This window comes from Lautropia mirabilis (assembly GCF_900637555.1).
GTDB classification, from domain to species: domain Bacteria; phylum Pseudomonadota; class Gammaproteobacteria; order Burkholderiales; family Burkholderiaceae_E; genus Lautropia; species Lautropia mirabilis.
In genome coordinates this window covers 178,003-197,219 of sequence record NZ_LR134378.1, presented here as the reverse complement: position 1 = coordinate 197,219, position 19,217 = coordinate 178,003, and the positions used below count along the sequence as shown (strand labels likewise).

16 protein-coding genes, 1 tRNA gene and 1 pseudogene are annotated in these 19,217 nt (G+C 67.5%); 2 read left to right on the top strand and 16 right to left on the bottom strand.

The genetic code is table 11. From position 1 onward, the window contains the following. Nucleotides 1–171: 171 nt before the first annotated feature. From EL249_RS00860 to EL249_RS00835, 6 genes are all read right to left on the bottom strand, one after another. Nucleotides 172–819, bottom strand: a complete 648-nt coding sequence (locus tag EL249_RS00860) for a 50S ribosomal protein L25/general stress protein Ctc (RefSeq protein ID WP_005674961.1) — start codon at nucleotides 817–819, stop codon at nucleotides 172–174. A 272-nt stretch (nucleotides 820–1,091) separates the two neighbouring features. After that, nucleotides 1,092–2,051 carry a ribose-phosphate pyrophosphokinase gene (locus EL249_RS00855; protein WP_005674962.1) on the bottom strand — a complete coding sequence of 320 codons (960 nt, stop codon included), beginning with the start codon at nucleotides 2,049–2,051 and terminating at the stop codon, nucleotides 1,092–1,094. Between the two features lie 124 nt (nucleotides 2,052–2,175). Next, nucleotides 2,176–2,252 (bottom strand) — tRNA-Gln (locus EL249_RS00850). Beyond that, the gene (gene ispE / locus EL249_RS00845; RefSeq protein ID WP_083799585.1) at nucleotides 2,230–3,189 is read right to left on the bottom strand and encodes a 4-(cytidine 5'-diphospho)-2-C-methyl-D-erythritol kinase; all 960 of its coding nucleotides are present in this window, start codon (nucleotides 3,187–3,189) and stop codon (nucleotides 2,230–2,232) included. Before ispE ends, EL249_RS00850 begins: the two co-directional genes overlap by 23 nt. Further along, nucleotides 3,186–3,845 carry an outer membrane lipoprotein LolB gene (locus tag EL249_RS00840; protein WP_083799586.1) on the bottom strand — a complete coding sequence of 220 codons (660 nt, stop codon included), beginning with the start codon at nucleotides 3,843–3,845 and terminating at the stop codon, nucleotides 3,186–3,188. Before EL249_RS00840 ends, ispE begins: the two co-directional genes overlap by 4 nt. 58 nt (nucleotides 3,846–3,903) lie before the next feature. Then, nucleotides 3,904–5,916 carry a tetratricopeptide repeat protein gene (locus EL249_RS00835; RefSeq protein ID WP_126348024.1) on the bottom strand — a complete coding sequence of 671 codons (2,013 nt, stop codon included), beginning with the start codon at nucleotides 5,914–5,916 and terminating at the stop codon, nucleotides 3,904–3,906. Between the two features lie 499 nt (nucleotides 5,917–6,415). On the opposite strand from EL249_RS00835, the gene EL249_RS00830 reads away from it, so the two are divergent. Next, nucleotides 6,416–8,536, top strand: a complete 2,121-nt coding sequence (locus tag EL249_RS00830) for a dynamin family protein (protein ID WP_169311705.1) — start codon at nucleotides 6,416–6,418, stop codon at nucleotides 8,534–8,536. A gap of 10 nt (nucleotides 8,537–8,546) precedes the next feature. Continuing rightward, a complete protein-coding gene (gene mutY, locus EL249_RS00825; RefSeq protein ID WP_040532138.1) occupies nucleotides 8,547–9,719 on the top strand; it encodes an A/G-specific adenine glycosylase in 1,173 nt (390 codons plus the stop codon). Here mutY and rapZ read toward each other — a convergent pair. From rapZ to EL249_RS00775, 10 genes and pseudogenes are all read right to left on the bottom strand, one after another. After that, a complete protein-coding gene (rapZ, locus tag EL249_RS00820; protein ID WP_005674971.1) occupies nucleotides 9,703–10,623 on the bottom strand; it encodes an RNase adapter RapZ in 921 nt (306 codons plus the stop codon). The two genes, mutY and rapZ, sit on opposite strands and share 17 nt — an antisense overlap. A 317-nt stretch (nucleotides 10,624–10,940) precedes the next feature. Continuing rightward, a pseudogene (gene hprK, locus EL249_RS00815) lies at nucleotides 10,941–11,864 on the bottom strand (HPr(Ser) kinase/phosphatase); the annotation flags it as partial. Nucleotides 11,865–11,915: 51 nt separating this feature from the next. Further along, a complete protein-coding gene (locus EL249_RS00810) occupies nucleotides 11,916–12,386 on the bottom strand; it encodes a PTS sugar transporter subunit IIA (RefSeq protein WP_005674973.1) in 471 nt (156 codons plus the stop codon). Between the two features lie 351 nt (nucleotides 12,387–12,737). Then, the gene (gene hpf, locus EL249_RS00805; protein WP_005674974.1) at nucleotides 12,738–13,061 is read right to left on the bottom strand and encodes a ribosome hibernation-promoting factor, HPF/YfiA family; all 324 of its coding nucleotides are present in this window, start codon (nucleotides 13,059–13,061) and stop codon (nucleotides 12,738–12,740) included. A gap of 46 nt (nucleotides 13,062–13,107) precedes the next feature. After that, nucleotides 13,108–14,901, bottom strand: coding sequence for an RNA polymerase factor sigma-54 (gene rpoN, locus EL249_RS00800; protein ID WP_005674975.1), 1,794 nt, complete (start codon nucleotides 14,899–14,901; stop codon nucleotides 13,108–13,110). Nucleotides 14,902–15,104: 203 nt separating this feature from the next. Next, nucleotides 15,105–15,878: an LPS export ABC transporter ATP-binding protein gene (gene lptB, locus EL249_RS00795; RefSeq protein ID WP_005674976.1), complete on the bottom strand. Its 774-nt coding sequence runs from the start codon at nucleotides 15,876–15,878 to the stop codon at nucleotides 15,105–15,107. Nucleotides 15,879–15,893: 15 nt separating this feature from the next. Beyond that, nucleotides 15,894–16,553, bottom strand: a complete 660-nt coding sequence (gene lptA / locus EL249_RS00790) for a lipopolysaccharide transport periplasmic protein LptA (protein ID WP_005674977.1) — start codon at nucleotides 16,551–16,553, stop codon at nucleotides 15,894–15,896. Between the two features lie 136 nt (nucleotides 16,554–16,689). Next, nucleotides 16,690–17,298, bottom strand: coding sequence for an LPS export ABC transporter periplasmic protein LptC (gene lptC / locus EL249_RS00785; RefSeq protein WP_005674978.1), 609 nt, complete (start codon nucleotides 17,296–17,298; stop codon nucleotides 16,690–16,692). A 94-nt stretch (nucleotides 17,299–17,392) separates the two neighbouring features. After that, on the bottom strand, nucleotides 17,393–17,941 hold the full coding sequence (locus tag EL249_RS00780; RefSeq protein ID WP_005674979.1) for a KdsC family phosphatase: 549 nt from the start codon (nucleotides 17,939–17,941) through the stop codon (nucleotides 17,393–17,395). Between the two features lie 27 nt (nucleotides 17,942–17,968). Continuing rightward, complete coding sequence (locus tag EL249_RS00775; RefSeq protein ID WP_005674980.1) at nucleotides 17,969–18,967, bottom strand: KpsF/GutQ family sugar-phosphate isomerase; 999 nt, start codon at nucleotides 18,965–18,967, stop codon at nucleotides 17,969–17,971. Nucleotides 18,968–19,217: the final 250 nt, after the last annotated feature.

The window sequence follows — 19,217 nt, the reverse complement described above, 5'->3', positions numbered from 1 at the left end:
GAGGGGCTGGTGCTGCCGTGAGGGCCTTCGGGACATGCCCGATGGCCGTGACCCGATCCTTATGAAAAACGGGCCGACTGGCGGCCCGTTGGGGTGGACATCCTGTCGCTGCCGGGGCCCGCATCGGGGGAGGTCCGGCAGCGACGGATGTCCGTCTTGGCCGCGAGGGCCTTATTTCTTGTCGGCGTCGCCAGCAGCCGGAGCAGCTGCCGGGGCGGCATCGGCCACGGCGCTTTCGGCTTCGGCATCGATGTCGGAGCCGCCAACCAGCGAGGCGGAGGCCAGGACAGGATCGGTGCCCGGGGCAACGACGGCGGTAACACCCTTGGGCAGCTTGATGCTGCTGAGGTGGATGGAGTGCTCCATGGCCAGTTCGGCCAGGTCGACTTCGATGAACTCGGGCAGGTCCTTGGGCAGAACCTGGACTTCGATCTCGGTCATGACATGGTTGACGACAGCCTTGGTCTGCTTGACGGCCGGCGAGTTCTCACCGTTGATGAAGTGCAGCGGCACTTTGACGGTGATCTTCTGGTTGGCGGCCACGCGCTGGAAGTCGACGTGCAGGACCTGTTGCTTGTACGGGTGCCATTGCACGTTGCGCAGCAGCACGCGCTGCTTCTTGCCGTCGATGTCCATGTCCAGGATGGACGAGTGGAAGGCTTCGACGCGCAGGGCGTGATAGAGCGTGTTGTGGTCCAGGGCGACCTGGATGGGGGCGGCTTCGCCACCGTAGACGATACCGGGTACCTGATTGGCGCGACGGAGGCGGCGGCTCGCACTCGTCCCCACGTCCTTGCGTTCTTGGGCACTGATCTGCATTGGGCAGTTCCTTGGATATGTCTGCCGGTCCGCGACCAGATCCGGCAGGGGTTGAGAAAGCGGAAGATGATAACCGATGTCGGCGCCGACGGGCCAAGGAGGCGGGCATCCGGCATTCGGTGCAGGCCGGTGGCCGATTCGGTGTCGGCTCATGGCTGCAGAAGCCGCTGAGGGGAGGGGGCTGAGGCCGTCGGCCCCTCAGGGGCTGTATGGCCAGCGGTGGTGCGCTGGCCGGGGAGGATACGTGGGAAGCGCGTCTGACTGAGCCGCACTCACTCCATGAACAGCATGGAGACGGAGTCGGAGCGGTTGATGCGCAGGATGGTTTCACCGATGAGCTGGCCGCAACCCAGGACACGGATCTTGCCGCAGGCGCGGCCTTCGTCCGTGAGCGGGATGGTGTCGGTGACGACGAGTTCGTCCAGCGGGGATTCGGTGATGCGCTCGATGGCCTTGCCGGAGAGCACGGGGTGGGTGCAGTAGGCGGAGACGCGCACGGCACCGTGTTTCTTCAGGGCTTCGGCAGCACGGCACAGGGTGCCGGCGGTGTCGACCATGTCGTCCATCAGCAGGCAGCTGCGGCCGGAAACCTCACCGATGATGTTCATCACCTCGGAGACGTTGGCCTTCTGGCGGCGCTTGTCGATGATGGCCAGTTCGCAGTCCAGCCGTTTGGCCAGGGCGCGGGCACGGACGACACCACCAACGTCCGGGGACACCACCATGGTGTTTTCCAGCTTGCGCTTGGTGATGTCGGACAGCAGGATGGGGGCAGCGTAGATGTTGTCGACGGGGATGTCGAAGAAGCCCTGGATCTGGTCGGCGTGCAGGTCCATGGTGAGGACGCGGTCGACACCGGCGACCTGCAGCATGTTGGCCACGACCTTGGCGCTGATGGCCACGCGCGAGGAGCGCACGCGGCGGTCCTGGCGGGCATAGCCGAAATAGGGAACGACGGCGGTGATGCGGCCTGCCGAGGCGCGACGCAGGGCGTCGACGAGGATCAGCAGCTCCATCAGGTGGTCGTTGGTGGGCGCACAGGTGGACTGGATGACGAAGGCATCCTTGCCACGGACGTTTTCCAGGATCTCGACGTTGACTTCGCCGTCGGAGAAACGACCGACGATGGCCTTGCCCAGGGGGATACCCAGGTGGGCGGCGACGTCTGAAGCGAGAGCGGGGTTGGCATTGCCCGTGAAGAGTACCGGTCCTTCGGACCAGAGGGCGGGCATGGTGACAGGGCTGGGGCGGTAGGAGCTGCGATGCACGAGAGTCTGACCTGTCTGGGCGCTGGTCCGGAAACCGTATGGCTGCTGCCGAAAGAATCAGGCCGGCGATGCCGACCTGATGAAAGAGTGGCTGGGGAGGAAGGATTCGAACCCTCGAATGCCGGAATCAAAATCCGGTGCCTTAACCAACTTGGCGACTCCCCAACGGGTGACTGGCAAGCCCTCTGATCAGGTAGAGGGTGCCGGCTTCGGTACGCATTGTAATACGTTCAGAACCCGACGTTTGCCTGGCGACAACAATTTTTTTGCTGACCCGCTGAACTTCCTGGAGCAGAGCCAGGGCAGTGGCATGACTTTGTGTGGCAGCAAACACACATGCACCGGAGCCCGTCATGCGGACGGTGATGGTGTTTTCTGCCTCACGGCCATTGCCTGACACAACCTGATCTGCTGCCTGCTGAAGAAGTTGAACGGCCTGCCTGACGGCGGGCTGTCTGGCTTCCACAACCGGTTGCAGGTCGTTGCGTCCTGCCATTGCTGTGAAGCCATGAATTCTGATGGGTTTCGTGTTGCGTGTCAATTCGGGTGCGGAAAAAATTCCAGCGGTGGCCACATGAACGTTGGGCATGAACAACACGAACCAGCGATCGGGCAGGGAAATGGGCTCAAAGATGTCGCCGATGCCAGTGGCGTAGGCGTTCTGGCCGTAGACGAAGATGGGGACATCGGCGCCCAGCGGACGGGCGATGTCGATGAGGCGTTCACGCGACAGGCCAAGCTGCCAGAGCTGGTTGAGACCCAGCAGGACGGTGGCGGCGTCGGAGCTTCCGCCGCCCAGGCCGGCGCCCATGGGGATCTGCTTGTCGAGGGTGACACGCACGCCCAGCGGGCAGCCGGTGGCTTCCTTCAGGGCGCGGGCTGCGCGCAGGGTGAGGTCGTCGTCGGCAGAGAAGCCTTCGGGGTCATGCGTGCGGCCGATGTGGCCGGAAGGATCCAGCTCCAGGGTGACGTGGTCTTCCAGGTCGATGAACTGGAAGACGGTTTCCAGCAGGTGCAGGCCGTCGGCGCGGCGGCCGGTGACGTGCAGGAAGAGGTTGAGCTTGGCAGGGGCCGGCAGGTGCAGGCGGGTGGGGCTGTTCATGGCTGTTCTGCGGGCTGGGCCGTCGGGTCGACGACGAGCCGGATCTCGATGCGCTGGGGGTTCTGGTGCCAGGTGAGGAACCAGCGGCTGTCGTTGCGTTCGATCTGCCAGCCGGCATCGCGGGCACGGATGCTGTGGCCGTCGGCCGAGCGTTCCTCGACGTTCTGGAAGCGGTCGGTGAGCCAGTCGGGCAGGCGGCTGACGGGCACGGGGATGCCGATGGCGTCCTGCAGGACGGCTTCCAGGGTGGGGCCGGTGTAGCGCTGGTGCTGGGCGGTTTCCAGCCAGGCAGCTTCACCCTGGCGCTGGGCAGCGCGCACGAGGGTCTGGCCGAAGGGCGAGGACAGTTCGATGGAGAGGTTTTCGCCTTCCCGGTTCAGCTGGAAGCGGCCGCTGCTGTGCTGAGGACGGCTTTGCGGCAGGTTGCTGGTGCTGGTGAACGAGAAGCGGCCGGTGAGGTGCAGGGGCTCGGCGGGGTTGTGGGCCGCAGGCGGCGGGCTGGGCGGGGTGGTGGCGCAGCCGGCCATGAATGCGGCACCCAGCAGGCCGGTCAGCAGCGGCGCGTGCAACAGGTGGCGCCGCCGGGGGCTGTGAGGGAAGGAGGTATGGCGCGGTGCGCCACTTTGCCGGGTGGTACGTCGCAGGATCAGGGGCATGGGCACGGCGGACAGGGCATGCCCTGTCCGCGATGGAGTTCGTGGTGGGATGAGCGCGTCAGGGCTGCAGCGTCACGCCCAGGCGCTTGAGGGTGTCGCGCAGCAGCTCGTTGTTGGGGTCTTGCTGCCGGCACTGGCGCCAGATGTCGCGGGCACCATCCTGCTGGCCGGCGTGCCAGAGGACTTCGCCGTAGTGGGTGCCGACCTCGGTATCCGGGGATTTCTGCCAGAGTGCGCGGAACACGTCGAGTGCGTCCTGGGTGCGCCCCAGGCGGAAGTAGACCCAGCCCAGGCTGTCCTGGATGTGCGGGTCGCCGGGGTTGAGCTGGTTGGCCTTCTCGATGAGGGTGAGGGCTTCGAGCAGGCGCTGGTTGTGATCGGCCAGGGTGTAGCCCAGGGCGTTGTAGGCGTTGCCGTCATCGGGGCGCAGCTTGATGAGGCGGCGAAGGTCCTTTTCCAGGACATCCAGGCGACCCACCTTCTCGGCGGCAATGGCGCGGTCGTAGAGCAGGTCGATGGTGTCCTTGTCATCCTTGCGCTGCCGGATGGCGCGATCGAGCACGTCGAAGGCGGCCTGGTAGCGGCCAGCTTCGCGCAGGATCTGGGCGCGGGTGACGGTCTGCAGCTGGGTTTCGCGCAGGTTGCGGGGCTTGAGCGAGGACAGGGCGGCCAGGCCGGCTTCGGGGCGGCTCTGGCGCGCCAGCAGGCTGGCCCGGGTCAGCTGGGCCTCGAAGTGGACGCGGCTGTTGGTGGGCACGCGCTCCAGCCACTGGATGGCGCCGGCCTGGTCGTTCTGCTTCTGGGCGATCTCGGACAGGAACAGGAAGGCGTTGCCGTTGTCGCGCTCGATGTCTTCCGGCAGGGCGACGTAGCGCTGCAGGGCTTCGGTGGCGCGGGCGTAGTCGTGTTTCTGGTGATGGAGCTGGGCCAGGGTGTAGAGGGTGGCGGGGTTGTCCGGCTCCAGCGACTGCACGCGCGAGAGCGTGGCGATGGCGGCGTCGTTCTGTTCGCTGGCGATCTGCAGCAGGCCCTGGGCCTTGAGGGCGCGCAGGTCGTCGGGGTGTTTCTGCAGGTAGTTGCCCAGCAGGACGGCGGCACGCTGGCGGCCGCCGGGCCGGGACTGCAGCAGCTGGACGCTGGCCAGCACGGCCTCGATGTTGTCGGGCGCCAGCTGCTGGGCGGCCAGGGCCTCGTCGGTGGCGGCCTGCTGCTGGCCGGCTTCATGGGCCAGGCGGGCGCGCATCAGGCGGGCCTGGATGTTGTCGAGGTCGGAGGCGCTGAGCCGCTGGGCCAGTGCCCAGGCGGCACGGCGGTCGGGCAGGTTCAGGAGCTTTTCCTGCAGCTGCGGGTAGGCGGTGTCGAGTGTGCCGGCCTGGCGGGCCTGGGTGAGCTGGCGGGTGAGGGCCGGTTCGACCTCGGTCACGCGGCCGTTGGCCAGCAGCAGGGTATCCAGCGCCTTGCGGGCATTGGGGTAGGTGGGGTCAAGGCGCACCCACAGGCGGGCGCTGTCCAGCGCGTCGGACAGTGAGCCGGTGACGATGGCGATCTCGGTGGCGCGACGGGCCAGGCGAGCGTCGCCGGTCTGGGCGGCCAGTGAATGGTAGGTGGCGTAGGCGGCACCGGGCTGTTCGCGCTGCAGGGCGATCTCGGCGGCCAGTATCTCGTAGATCAGCGGCGGGGTGAGGGCCAGTTCGGGCAGGTTGGCCGGGCGGTAGGTGCCGGAGAGCGCGCTGCCCGTGTCACTTTCAGCGTCAGGAGCGACGACGGTATTGGTGTCGTCGCTGGGCTGGGCCCCGCCGGTGGCCTGCTCCTGGGTTGCAAGGCTGCCGGGGGAGGGGCTGTTGCCTGTAGCCTGGTTGCCCGGCTCGGTGGGGCTGTGTGGCGCCTGGGAGTCCGGGGCGGCCTTGGCCGTGACGTGGGGGGGGGTGACGGCCGCGCTGGCCGATGGCTGGAAGGCGCTGCATCCGCCCAGTGCCAGCAGGCCCAGGGCCAGGGCAAGCCGGGTGCTGAGGGGGCGGCGTGCCAAAGTGGGCACGGCAGGGGTACGGGCGGACAGGCGGGATGAATTCATCGGGGCATGGTAGAACGAGCGGGACGCTTTGTCAGCAGCCGCGGCGATGGCCGGACGGTGGCGGGTGGTGGTGGGACTGATGGGCCTCCGGAGCGTGGGATCTTCGGGGGGCCGGATGGGGGGCGGATGGGGGTGGCAGAAGGGGGGCTCAAGGGGGGAGATCAAGGGACGCGGATGGGGGCCCGGTCGCTGCCGTGGAGGTGGGCGAGGTTCGTCCGTCAGGCGATGTCGGATGCAATTGCGGCAGGTGGTAGTTCTTTGAAGGATTTTGTAGACAGTACGGGGAAGGTGGTTACGGACCGTTTCAGCATCGGGCCTTCGGTCATGCGACCCTTCCCTGTTTTGTTTTGAGGGAATCCCATCGAACAGTTGCGGCAGCAGGGCAGGAGTTCCTTCTTCTGTCCACGGTGACAACCACTGATCGGGTAGCACTACCCGGTTGCTGGCTGGGCAAGGGGAAGCGGATGGCATGGGCAACGGGCTTGTGTACACTGCCGACATGGCAAAGAAAGGCATCAGCGAGCAAATCGAGGCGTATGGCCGGTGGCGGTCCGATCTCCAGTCGGCGATCGAGCGCTACCGTGACTGGTTGGCGCAGTCGGATGCGGCTGATGCCAGCCTGAACGTCAAGCTTTCGCAGATCATCGAACGGCTGCACGACACCCTGCTGAAGGTGGCATTCGTGGCCGAGTTCTCCCGTGGCAAGTCGGAGCTGATCAACGCGATCTTCTTCGCACAGTATGGCCAGCGGGTGGTTCCGTCGTCGGCCGGGCGCACCACGATGTGCCCGACCGAGCTGCTGTATGACGCGTCGATGCCGGTGGGCATCCGGCTGCTTCCCATCGACACGCGGCTGATGCCGGTGCCGCTGGCCGAGCTGCGCAATCAGGACGAGCACTGGCGCTTCATTCCGGTGGACATGACGGATGTGAAGTCGCTGCGCCAGGCCTTCGACTCGGTACGCGAGACGCTGCTGGTGCCGACCGAGCAGGCCCGCGAGATGGGCTTGTACGACGACGAGCAGCCGGTGGGCCGGTCGGTGACGCCGGGGCAGGTGGAAATTCCCGCCTGGCGGCACGCCATTGTCAACATTCCGCACCCGCTCCTGGAGCTGGGGCTGGTGATCATCGACACCCCGGGTCTGAACGCCATCGGCGCCGAGCCGGAGCTGACGCTGAACGTGATTCCGAATGCGCACGCGGTACTGTTCGTGCTGGCGGCCGATGCCGGGGTGACGCGCAGCGACATCGACGTGTGGCAGTCCAACATCAGCAAGGCGCACCGCACCGGGCGCTTCGTGGTGCTGAACAAGATCGACGGGCTGTGGGACGAGCTGCGGTCCGATGCCGAGAACGACCTGGAGATTGCACGCCAGGTGGTGTCGGTGAGCAATTTCCTGGATCTGCCCACGGCACGGGTCTATCCGGTGTCGGCGCAGAAGGGCCTGGTGGCCAAGATCCAGGGCAATCAGGCACTGCTGCGACGCAGCCGGCTCAAGGAGCTGGAGCATGCGCTGTCGGAAGAGATGATTCCGCAGCAGCAGGTGATCATCAGCGAGCAGGTGCGGCGTGAGTTCGAGGAAGCCTCGGCGGTGACGTTGAACCTGCTGACGGTGCGCCGGCGCAACCAGGTCGAGCAGGCCTTCGAGCTGAACGGGCTGCGTGGCAAGAACCAGGCAATGATCCGGCAGATGTCGCGCCGGGTGCGCGACGAGCGCACGGAGTTCGATGACAGCCTGCGGCACCTGGCGGCACTGCGCTCGGTGTTCACCAAGCATTCGCAGACGATGTTCACGCATCTGAGCCAGGACAGCCTGCGCCGGCACGTGGACCGTACCCGCCAGATGATGATGGCCAGCCAGCTGTCGTCGCAGCTCAAGGACGGCATGAACGCGCTGCTGACGGCGGTGCGACTGGACTTCGAGGAAGCCGACCGCCTGGTGGGCGAGATCTCGCAGATGATGACGGCGATGTATCAGCGCTTCTCGCGCGATTACGGGCTGTCGCTGGGCATGCCGCTGCGCTTTTCCACGAAGCGCTATTTCACCGAGATCGAGCAGGTGGCGCAGACGCACCAGCGTCAGTTCAGCCTGCTGAAGCTGCTGACGGTGAACAAGGCGGTGCTGACGCAGCGCTTCTTCGATTCGGCCGCGGTCAGCCTGAAGAAGATCTACACGGTGGCCATCCGCGAGCTGGAAGGCTGGCTGCGGTCACTGATGACGCCGCTGGAGAGTCAGGTGCGCGAGCATCAGGCGCAGCTGCGGCGGCGCATGGAGTCGGTGCAGCGGGTGATGGATGCCGGCGATTCGCTGGAAGAGCGCCTGCAGGAGATCGACGAGGCCCGTGCGCGCATCGAGCGCCAGCTGGCGCAGATGAAGACGCTGGTGGAAGGGGTTCAGGCAGCGATCGACCGGCGGCCGGTGCGCCCGGTGGTGGTCGAGGAGCTGGAGGCCGCGCCGGATCTGCGCGGCGAACCGGCAGCTGCGGGCGATGCTTCCGCGGGCACGGCTGCGCAGGGCAAGCCTGCCGCGCTGGAGAATGTGCCCGCCGGGACCGATGAACAGGCGCCTGCGGTGCAGCCGGCTGCGGCGAATCAGGCAGGGAGTGCGGATGCCGTATGATGCGGCATCCATGGCACACGACAACACCCTGAACCTTGCGCCAGCACTGATCCGCTGGCAGCGCCGGCATGGTCGGCACCATCTTCCCTGGCAGAAGACTCGCCTTGAGCTGGGCACACCGGCGGGCGGCGCAGCCGTGCTGCGTGATCCCTATCGCGTCTGGCTATCGGAAGTGATGCTGCAGCAGACGCAGGTGGCCACCGTCATTCCGTATTTCGAGGCCTTCCTGCGCGCTTTCCCCACGGTGAACGACCTGGCGGCAGCCGATGCCGAGCAGGTGATGGGCCTGTGGGCGGGGCTGGGTTACTACAGTCGGGCGCGCAATCTGCACGCGGCGGCGCGCCAGGTGGCAGAGGCGGGCGGCGCCTTTCCGCAGACGGCCCAGGGGCTGGAGGCCCTGCCCGGTGTGGGGCGCTCGACGGCAGCGGCTATTGCGGTGTTCGCCTTCGGCGAGCGGGCTGCCATTCTGGATGGCAACGTGAAGCGCGTGCTGAGCCGGGTGTTTGCCGTGGAGGGCGACCCGGCCGGCAGTGCAACGCTGGCACGGCTGTGGGCGCATGCCGAAGCCGAGCTGCCGCCCGAGGGCGCGCCGGCGGCGGACCTGATCGACTACACGCAGGGCCTGATGGACCTGGGGGCGATGGTCTGCACCCGAAGCAGGCCGGACTGTGGGCAGTGCCCGCTGGCGGCACTGTGCCAGGCCCGGCAGCAGGGAGAGCCCGAGCGTTATCCGCAGGCGCGCCGGAAAAAGACGGTTCCGGTGCGGGCCGTGAACCTGCTGTGGGTGGAGGATGCCCAGCGGCAGGTACTGCTGCAGGCTCGGCCCGACAGCGGGTTGTGGGGCGGGCTCTGGAGCCTGCCGGAATGGCCGGGCGAGGTACCCGAGGGCTGGCAGGCCGTGGGCAGCTTCAGCCATGTCTTCACACATTTCCGGATGGAGGCCACGGTGTGGGCGCCGCCGGTGGACGTGGTGCGCCGGGCCATGGCTGATCAGGCGCCGGCGAGCGGTGCGGAAGGGGGTATCAAGGCCGAGCCGGATGCACTGGCCAAGGCCCTGCCACTGCCCGAGCAGCAGCGCTGGCTGGTGCCGTCGGCGCTGGAGGGGGCGCCGTTGCCCAGCCCGATCCGACGCTGGCTGCAGGGGCAGGTCCTGCAGCCGGAGCTGATCAGCGCGTCTGCGTGACGGTGACGCCGGTGCCGCTGGGGCGGCTGTCCAGGGCGCGGTGGCGCACCAGCACGCGCTCGGTGCGGGCGAAGTGCTCGGCCAGTGTCTGGGCGACATAGACGGAGCGGTGCTGGCCGCCCGTACAGCCGATGGCGATGGTGAGATAGTGGCGGTTGTCCTGCACGTAGCTGGGCAGCCATTCGGTGATGAAGCGCGTGATGTCGCCGATCATCTTCTGCACCGGGGGCAGGTCGACCAGGAAGTCCTTGACCGGCTGGTCCAGCCCGGTGAGGGTGCGCAGCTCCACGTCGTAGTAGGGGTTGGGCAGGCAGCGCACGTCGAACACCAGGTCGGCATCCAGCGGCACGCCCTGCTTGAAGGCGAAGGACTCGAAGAGCAGCGTCATCGAGGCGCGGTCGGTGCGCACCAGGTCACGCACCCACTGGCGCAGGGTGTTGGGGTGCAGGTCGCTGGTGTCGATGGAGGTGCCGATGTCCTCGATCTCGGCCATCAGCTCGCGCTCGCGCTCGATGGATTCTTCCAGCGTGGGCGCCAGCTTGGGATCGGCGCCGTGGCTGGTGTTGTTGCTGCGTCCGGGCAGGGTGAGCGGGTGGCGGCGGCGGGTCTCGGAATAGCGCTGCACCAGGGAATCGGTGCGGGCGTTGAGGAACAGCACCTTCACGTCGTGGCCCTGGGCGCGCAGCTGGCGCACGGCGTCGCGCAGGCCGGTGAGGCGCGTGCCCACGCGCACGTCGATGGACATGGCGACCTTGGCGTGACCTTCCTGTTCCAGGGACAGGGCGACTTCGAGAACGTAGCGTACCGGCAGGTTGTCGATGCAGAAGTAGCCGGCGTCTTCCAGCACATGAATGGCCAGCGATTTGCCGGAGCCGGAGATGCCGGTGACGATGATCAGTTGCATGGTGGGGTAGAAGGCGGGATAGGCGAAAGGGAGGGCGTATCGGTCGTGTCGGGGCCGGCCGGAGCCTGTGGCGCCGTGGCCAGGCCGGTGACAGGGCGCGTGCACGACGGCGTCTCGACAGGGGACAGGGGGGATTCCTCGGCGGTGTCGTTGGGCATCATTGTGAGCGTGAAGCTCTCGGGGGCCCAGTCGGGATAGGCGGCATCGCCGGGGCTGGGGTCGGCCAGGTGGGTGTCCATCTGGCCGATGGGCAGCGAGGAGGCGTTCCCGGCGGGCCCCAAGGCGTCCGGTGCGTGGCTGGACGGGTGATGGGGCGTTTCGCTCTGGTCGAGGATCAGGGCCTGCTGGCGCCGGGCGAATTCGCGCGTGGTGTCGATGCCGCGCAGCAGCAGCACCGTGGTGCGCACGGCGGTCTCGGTGAGCACGGCGATGTTGCGGCCGGCCGCCACCGGGATGGCAACCTTGCGCACCGGGATGCCCAGGATGGTCTCGGTGAGCGCCTGCAGCGGCAGGCGCTCGTAGCTGTCTTCCATCGTGCGGCGGCCCACCAGGTGGACGATGAGCTTGATGGGCATGCGGCGGCGCACGGCGCTTTCGCCGAAGATGGTGCGGATGTCGATGAGACCCAGGCCGCGGACTTCCAGCAGGCCCTGCAGCAGCGCCGGGCAGCGACCGACGATGGCGTGCTGGCTGACGCGCTCGATGTCGACCACGTCATCGGCCACCAGACCATGCCCGCGGCTGATGAGTTCCAGGGCCAGCTCGCTCTTGCCCAGGCCCGAGTCGCCGGTGATGAGCACGCCCATGCCCAGCACGTCCATCAGCACGCCGTGCATGGAGGTGTGGTCCTTGTGGGCCAGCGCCTGTTCCAGGGTCTCGATGAGCGGGCCGGCGGCCAGTCGGCAGCCCAGCAGCGGCAGGTGGTTCCGGTTGCAGAAATCCACCAGGGCGCTGGGCGCTTCCTGACCGTCGGAGATGATCAGTGCCGGGGGACGGGCGGCAAGAAGGGTCTGGTGCAGCCTGTCGCGCCGATGACGATCCAGCTTGCGGTAGTAGTCCAGCTCGCGCAGACCGAGCACGGCGATGCGCTCGGCGTGCATCAGGTTCAGGTAGCCGATCTGGTCGACGGCGTGGACGCCGGTGCCGTGCAGGGGGCGGTCACCGCCGGACTGGCCGGCCAGCCATCGCAGGTTGGAGCGTGCCTGTTGCGAGGTGACCAGGTTCTGGACCGTCATGGCCATGGGCGGTGTCTCCGGAGGGAAGGGGCGCTGCCGGTGGCCGTGGGCAGGCCGTCAGGCAGCGGGGCGGACCGGCTCCCAGGTGGCCAGCGTGCGGTAGACCTGGGCGGGGTCGGTGGCGGTGAGCAGGGTTTCGCGCAGGGCGTCGTCCGACAGCAGCTCGGCCAGCTCGGAGAGGATTTCCAGGTGTTCCTCGGTGGCGTGCTCGGGGACCAGCAGCACGACCAGCAGCCGGACAGGTTCACCGTCGGGGGCGTCGAAGGGGATGCCGTTCTCGCAGCGCAGCACCGCCACCAGCGGTGTCTTGAGGTTGCGGATGCGGCCGTGCGGAATGGCCACGGCCTTGCCCAGGCCGGTGGAGCCCAGCCGCTCGCGGGCGAACAGTGAATCGAAGACCTTCTGCCGCTCCAGGCGATGCTCGTTCTCGAACAGCAGGGCGGCGTGCTCGAACAGCCGCTTCTTGCTGGTGGCAGGGACGTCGAGCAGGATGTCGCGTGCTGTGAGCAGCTTCGAGATGCGGTTCATCCGGAATTACCTGTATCTGGTGCAGCGGGACTGTGATAGAACTTTGCAGTGGTTGGCACAGGGGCGAACCGGCGGGAGTCGGTCCCGCGATGCCGTCATTATAGGCGGCTTCGCCGGGTGGGGGCAGCCTGGGCGAGTGCGGCCCTGGGGTGTGCGCCGGCCTCCATGGTGCGGAAAAGGATGGGCATGCAAGCGGTTTCCGTTTGGATTCAGCGGCTTGCGTTGTTTCCGGGAGGGGGCGGGTGATAGGTGCTGGAGAGGGCTTGGGGCCGTGCAGCCAGGGCGCGCCAGAGGCGCGCCGGGGTGAAAGCGGCATGCATCGACCGGAGCCGACCCATGCCGCAGCGCCTGTCAGGCGGGTTCAGGTATGCGCTTCAGCGCGCTTCCGCTGTAGTTCTGCCGCTTCTGCTTGTGCTTGATGACCTGCCGGTCGAGCTTGTCGATGAGGGTGTCGACGGCGGCATAGAGGTCGGTGTGGGTGGCTTCGGCAAAGATCTCGCGCCCGGCGACCAGCAGCTTCATTTCGGCGCGCTGCACCAGCTTCTCGACCGAGAGGATGACGTTGACGTCGATGACCTGATCGAAGTGGTGGCGGATCCGGCGCAGCTTGGTGGTGACGTACTCGCGCAGGGCGGGGGTGACTTCCACATGGTGTCCACTGATGGAGAGGTTCATGCCTGGTACTCCTTGGGAGAGGGTTCCACACACGGCCAGTGGGCGGTCATCGGCTTCGTCGTTGCGCGGCAGGAAGTATCTTGAGGGATTCCCGATATTTGGCAACGGTTCGGCGCGCGACCTGGATGCCTTTCTGGCCAAGCAGTTCAGTGAGTTGGCTGTCTGACAAGGGCTGGTTGGTATCCTCCTGCTCGATGAGCTTCTGGATGAGTGCGCAGACGGCGGTGCTGGATGCGGCGCCGCCGCTGTCGGTAGCCACCTGGCTGCCGAAGAAATACTTCAGCTCGAAGGTGCCGAACGGGGTCCGGATGTACTTCTGGCTGGTGGCGCGGGAAATGGTGGATTCGTGGCGGCCGACGACTTCGGCGATGTCGCGCAGGACCAGGGGGCGAAGCGCCTCGGGGCCGTGATTGAAGAACGCCTTCTGGCGATCGACGATGGCCTGGGCCACGAGCACGATGGTGTCGCCGCGCTGCTGGACGTTGCGTGCCAGCGTGCGGGCTTCCTGCAGCTGATGCAGCAGGTTGTGTTCGGGAGCGGAAGGTGACTCGGCATGGCTGTCTTCCGTGACCTGTTGCTCCCATTCTGCCCCAGATCTGCCGGTTTGTGCGGGCGATGGCGCGGCTTTTCGGTGGTTTTTCAACAGCGCCTCGTACTCGTCGTGCACGCGCAGTGAAAGTCGGGTTGAGGGGTTGGGTTCGGCGCGCCAGCCGTGCGCGGTCCGGCGCACGATGATGTCGGGAATGATGTAGCGGGAGGGCTCCGCGTCGAAGCGGTTGCCGGGGTGCGGATCCAGTGACTGGATGAGGGTCCGGGCGGCCCGAAGCTCGGCCGGTGAGCAGGACAGGCGCTTGCAGAGCAGGGCGTCCTCGTGTTTTGCCAGCAGCGGCAGGCAGTCGTCGCTCACCAGCTGCAGGGCCAGGGCGATGAGGTCGGCGGGTTCGGTGACGGGGCTTCCGGATGGGGCGCCGTGGGCTGAGGCCGTTCGGAGGGAGGCATCGGCGCGGTCCTGCTGCAGGTGCAGCAGCTGCAGGCGCAGGCATTCACCGGGCGTGCGCGCAGCCACGCCGGGCGGATCGAAACTCTGCAAGGTCTGCAGGGCGGCTTGCAGCTCGGCCGAGAGATCGGCGGGGGCAAGCCTTTCGGTGGTGTCGCCGCTGTCCTGGCTGCCGGGAGTGCCGGCCATGAATTCGTCGGCCAGGGCGTCCAGCGAGAATCCGGCAGGCAGGTAGCCGTCGTCGCCCACTTCCCAGATGAGCAGGTGGATGAGGGCGCGCTGGCGGGCATCACAGTGGATCTCGGCCAGCTGGTCCAGCAGGTGTTCGCGCAGTGAGGGCGATGCGGTCAGCGTGCTGCCGTAGGGTTCGTCGTCGTCTCCCTCGGGGGCCGGTCCGGCGCTGCGCGCGATGCCCCAGGTGTCGTCGCCATCCGGGCCGCTGTCGAGCAGGGTGACGTTGGGCTGGTCGTCAGACGAGGTGACGGCAGGTTCATGCTCGCCGAAGGCATCGGCGCCATGGCTGGCCAGGTCGCCGTCCTGCCGGGCGGTGCCTGCGTTGTAGGCATCCGCGCCGATGTCCTGTGTGGAGGCTGCCGAGCTGCCGACGGGCGGCCAGGCGTCGGTGCCAGATATCCGTTCATGGCGCAGGCTGCCGTCGGCGTGCAGGCTGACGGTGTCGTGGCGGGGAGGCTCGACCCGTTCCAGGAAAGGGTTCTGCTCGACGGCGCGCTCGATCTCCTGCTCCAGGTCGGCCGTGGACAGCTGCAGCAGGCGGATGGCCTGTTGCAGTTGTGGGGTCAGCAGCAGCTGCTGACTCTGGCGTGTCTGAAGCGAAGGCTTCATCGGGGCATCGGGTCCGGCAGAAAGGGCAGGGCAAGTGGGGTCCTGCCGCGTTTGTACCATCGGATGCCCGGCTTGCGCGCACCTGGCTGACCAGTGGTTTCCCGGATGCCGGCTGCGTCGGGCCGACGGCAGGCGCGTGGAGGCGGATGCGACAGCGCGTGGAAGGGGCACCATGCCCACCCATGCGGCAAGTGCGCCGCGGGTTACATCCGGAAGTCTTCGCCCAGGTAGGCCTTGCGCACGCGCTCGTCCTGGATGATCTGGTCGGGGCTGCCCGAGGCCAGCACGACGCCTTCGTTGATGATGTAGGCGCGGTCGCAGATGCCCAGCGTCTCGCGGACGTTGTGGTCGGTGATGAGCACGCCGATGCGCCGGTTCTTCAGCAGGTTGACGATGCGCTGGATCTCGATGACGGCGATGGGGTCGACGCCGGCGAAGGGCTCATCCAGCAGGATGAAGCGGGGTGAGCTGGCCAGCGCCCGCGCGATCTCCACCCGCCGGCGCTCGCCACCGGACAGCGAGATGGAGGTGTTGGAGCGGATGTGCTCGATCTGCAGCTCCTTCAGCAGCGATTCCAGCCGTGCCTTCTGCTCGGCACGGCTGATGCCGCGGCCACGCTTGTCCACCTGCAGCTCCAGCACGGCCAGGATGTTCTCCTCGACGCTGAGCTTGCGGAAGACCGAGGCTTCCTGCGGCAGGTAGGACAGTCCCAGTCGGGCGCGGCGGTGGATGGGCAGGTGGCTGATGGAGTGCTCGTCCAGGACGATGTTGCCGCCGTCGGTGGCCACCAGGCCGGCGATCATGTAGAAGCAGGTGGTCTTGCCGGCGCCGTTACGGCCCAAAAGCCCCACCACCTGGCCGCTGGAGACTTCCATGGACACGTCCTTGACCACCACGCGGCCGTTGTAGGCCTTCATCAGGTGCTCGGCCTTCAGGCGGCTGATGGGTTCGTGCTCGTGGTGCAGGATGTCGCTCATCGGTCGAAATGCGGATCAGGGTTTCCGGGAGGTCGGCTGGGCAGGGGTGGGCCTGGACAGGCTCTTCTCGGGCTGCAGGGGCAGGGGCGAGCCGGGCTTGCAGGGCTGGTTGGCGGCCTTTCCGCCTTCCTGGGTGCTCTGGGGCTGGATGACGATGCGCACGCGCCCCGGGCGTTCGCCGCGCTGCTGGCCGTCCACCGAGAAGGTCTCGGTGCTGGCGCTGTAGACGATGTGGCCGCCGGTGATCTCGTCAACCGGCTGGTTGCAGTTCTGGCGCTGCAGCCGTGCGCGGCCGGTGAGCGTGACCTGCTCGGTGCGGGTGTCGTAGAAGATCTGGTCGGCCACCCCGTGGATGTACTGCTCCATGCCGTCACGCTTCTGACGGAAGCTGGCCTGATTGCCGTTGACCCGGGCTGTCTGCGCGTTGCGGCCCACCTGGGTGAGCACCATCCGGTCGCCCGTGATGCGGATGGTGCCCTTGGTGAGCACGACGTTGCCGATGAAGGTGGAGACCTTGGTGGCGTCGTTGTATTCCAGCCGGTTGGATTCGATGTTGATCGGCTTGTCGCGGTCGGCTTTCTCGGCGTGGGCGGCGGGGGCAAGCAGCAGGGCCGACAGGGCCAGCGCCAGGGGCAGAAGGGACGGGTGGCCGGACAGCGGACGGGCGGGGATCATGCGGGTCTCGATCGGAATCCAGAAAGGGCGGGCAGTGGGGCGCAGGCCGGGCAGCGGCCGACGGCCTGTGCCGCCAGGGTCGGTTTGCAGCGTGCGGGTTTTCTACTGCCCAGGCTCCCAGGGTGATCCTGCAAGTTTAGCGGGTTTTGGTGTCATCGCCGCGTGTGGTGGCGGGGAAATGACCGCGTACCCGGCTCTTCAGCTCAAGCTGGTGATCCTGGTCGCGGATTTCCATGCCCACGCCCTCCAGCCGGTTGTCGCCGGCCTGCATCTGCACCGGGGCGGCGGTGGAGATGAGGTTGTGCACCATGTCCACGCGGGCGGTTTCGGTGGTCAGCTGCATGGGAGGCGCATCGGCCGTGGCCGTGCGCAGCACCCGCACGTCCTCCTGCAGGTCGGCGTAGTCGCCGCTGTCCGGGGCCGACCCCTTGCGGGAGGTGATGGTGGTGAGCGGCTGGGTCTCATCCAGCGAGATGATGCGGGGCCGGGTGAAGGCCATCCGCTGGTCCAGCGGGTAGTGCAGCATGTGGTCGGCCTCGACCCGCACCGAGGGGTTGCCGTTGGCGTCGGCGCGCATCAGCGTCATCTGCTCGACGAAGAAGTCGGGGTCGGGCCGTCCTTCGACGGCGGGGGCGCCATGGTTCTGCTCGGCCTTCTTGGCGAAGTAGTAGCTGACCATGCCCAGGCCGATGAGGATCAGCACCGAAGCGGCGGCGGCCAGGCGGTCGAAGAGGCGTGGGCTCATGAAGCGGGCAGTACAGGCGGGACGGTGGATTCATGGGGACGGCCCGGCGGGCCGTCAGGACAGGCGATGCGGCAGGTTCAGGGAAGGAGAAGGATCATGCCGTCGCATCGGGCCGGGCGGGGGCCAGCCGGTAGCGGGCCAGAAGTCCGTCGCGCTCGCCACGGCTGGCCAGCAGGAAATCGGCCAGCTCGCGCAGGGCGCCGTTGCCGGCACGGGACGGGGCCACCCAGCGGGCAACGGCCAGCACCTCGGGCACGGCGTCGGCGGGCGCCGCCGGCAGCACACAGGCCTGCATGGCGGCCAGGTCGGGCCAGTCGTCGCCGATGAAGGCCATTTCCTGCAGGCCGATGCCCAGCCGGGCGCCCAGTTCCTTCAGCACGACCAGCTTGTCGGGCACGTCCTGGAAGACGTGCTGGATACCCAGTTCCTCGGCGCGTCGGGCCACGATCTCGGAGCGGCGGCCGGTGATGATGGCCAGCTCGATGCCGGCCTTCTGCAGCAGCTTGATGCCGAAGCCGTCACGCACCGAGAAGCGCTTGGCGCATTCACCCTGCGGACCGATCCAGATGCTGCCGTCGGTGAGGGTGCCGTCGATGTCCATGGCCAGCAGGCGTACCTGCCGGGCAGCGGCGAGTAGGTCCATAGCGCTCTCCTTCAGAGGGGGATGGGCTCACACCACCTTGGCGGCCAGCAGATCGTGGAAATGCAGCGCGCCCACCAGGTGGCGCTGCCGGTCGGTGACCAGGATCTGGGTGATGCGACGTGATTCCATGATGCGCACGGCCTCCACGGCCAGCGCCTCGGCCCCGATGGTGATCGGGTTGGCGGTCATGACCTCGCCGATGGTGAGGCGGGTCAGGTCAGGCTGGCTGCCGCTGAACACCCGGCGCAGATCGCCGTCGGTGAAGATGCCGGCCACACGGTTCTCGTCATCCAGCACCGCAACCATCCCCATGCGCTTGTGGCTGATCTCCAGCAGCGCGTCGGTGAACAGTGTCTGCGGCCGGCAGGTGGGCAGCTCATCGCCCTGACGCATGATGTCCGAGACGTGGGTGAGCAGCCGGCGGCCCAGCGCGCCACCGGGGTGCGAGCGGGCAAAGTCCTCGCTGCCGAAGCCGCGTGCCTCCAGCAGGGCCACGGCCAGCGCATCGCCCAGGGCCAGGGCGGCGGTGGTGCTGGCGGTGGGGGCCAGGTTCAGCGGACAGGCTTCCTTCTGCGCGCCGGCATACAGGTGGATGTCGGCGTACTGGGCCAGCGGCGATTCGGCATCACCTGTCAGGGCGATGAGGGCTGCCCCCACGCGCTTGACCTGCGGCACGATGGTCATCAGCTCGTCGGTGCGACCGGAATTGGACAGTGCGATGAACACGTCCTGTGCCGTGACCATGCCCAGATCGCCGTGGCTGGCCTCGGCCGGGTGCACGAAGAAGGCCGGTGTGCCGGTGGAGGCCAGCGTGGCGGCGATCTTGCGGGCGATGTGCCCTGACTTGCCCATGCCGCTGACGATGACGCGCCCCTGGCAGGCCAGCACCTGGCGACAGGCACGGCAGAAACCCTCGTCCAGCGTATCGCGCAGGTGCTGCACCGCATCGGCCTCGATGGCCAGCACCTGGCGGGCGCGGTCGAGCAGGGCGTTGTCGTCGATCTGGGCGGGATGCAGGGAAGTCATGCGCGGACAGGGAAATGAAACGGGTGATGGAGCTACCGACAGTTGGCTTTCAGTATAGAGCGAGTGGTGACGTTTGGGGTCTGGCGGCGGCGGTGCGATTCCATGTGCGGCATATGGCAACGTGCAGCGTCAGGGGCGGGCCGCCGATGCTGTGTGGGGCATGTGCCGTCAAGAGCGCCCCGTGCGGCCGCACCGCCGTGACGTTCTTGCGGAGTGTGTGGCAGGAACGGGGGGCTGGAAGGTGGGGAAG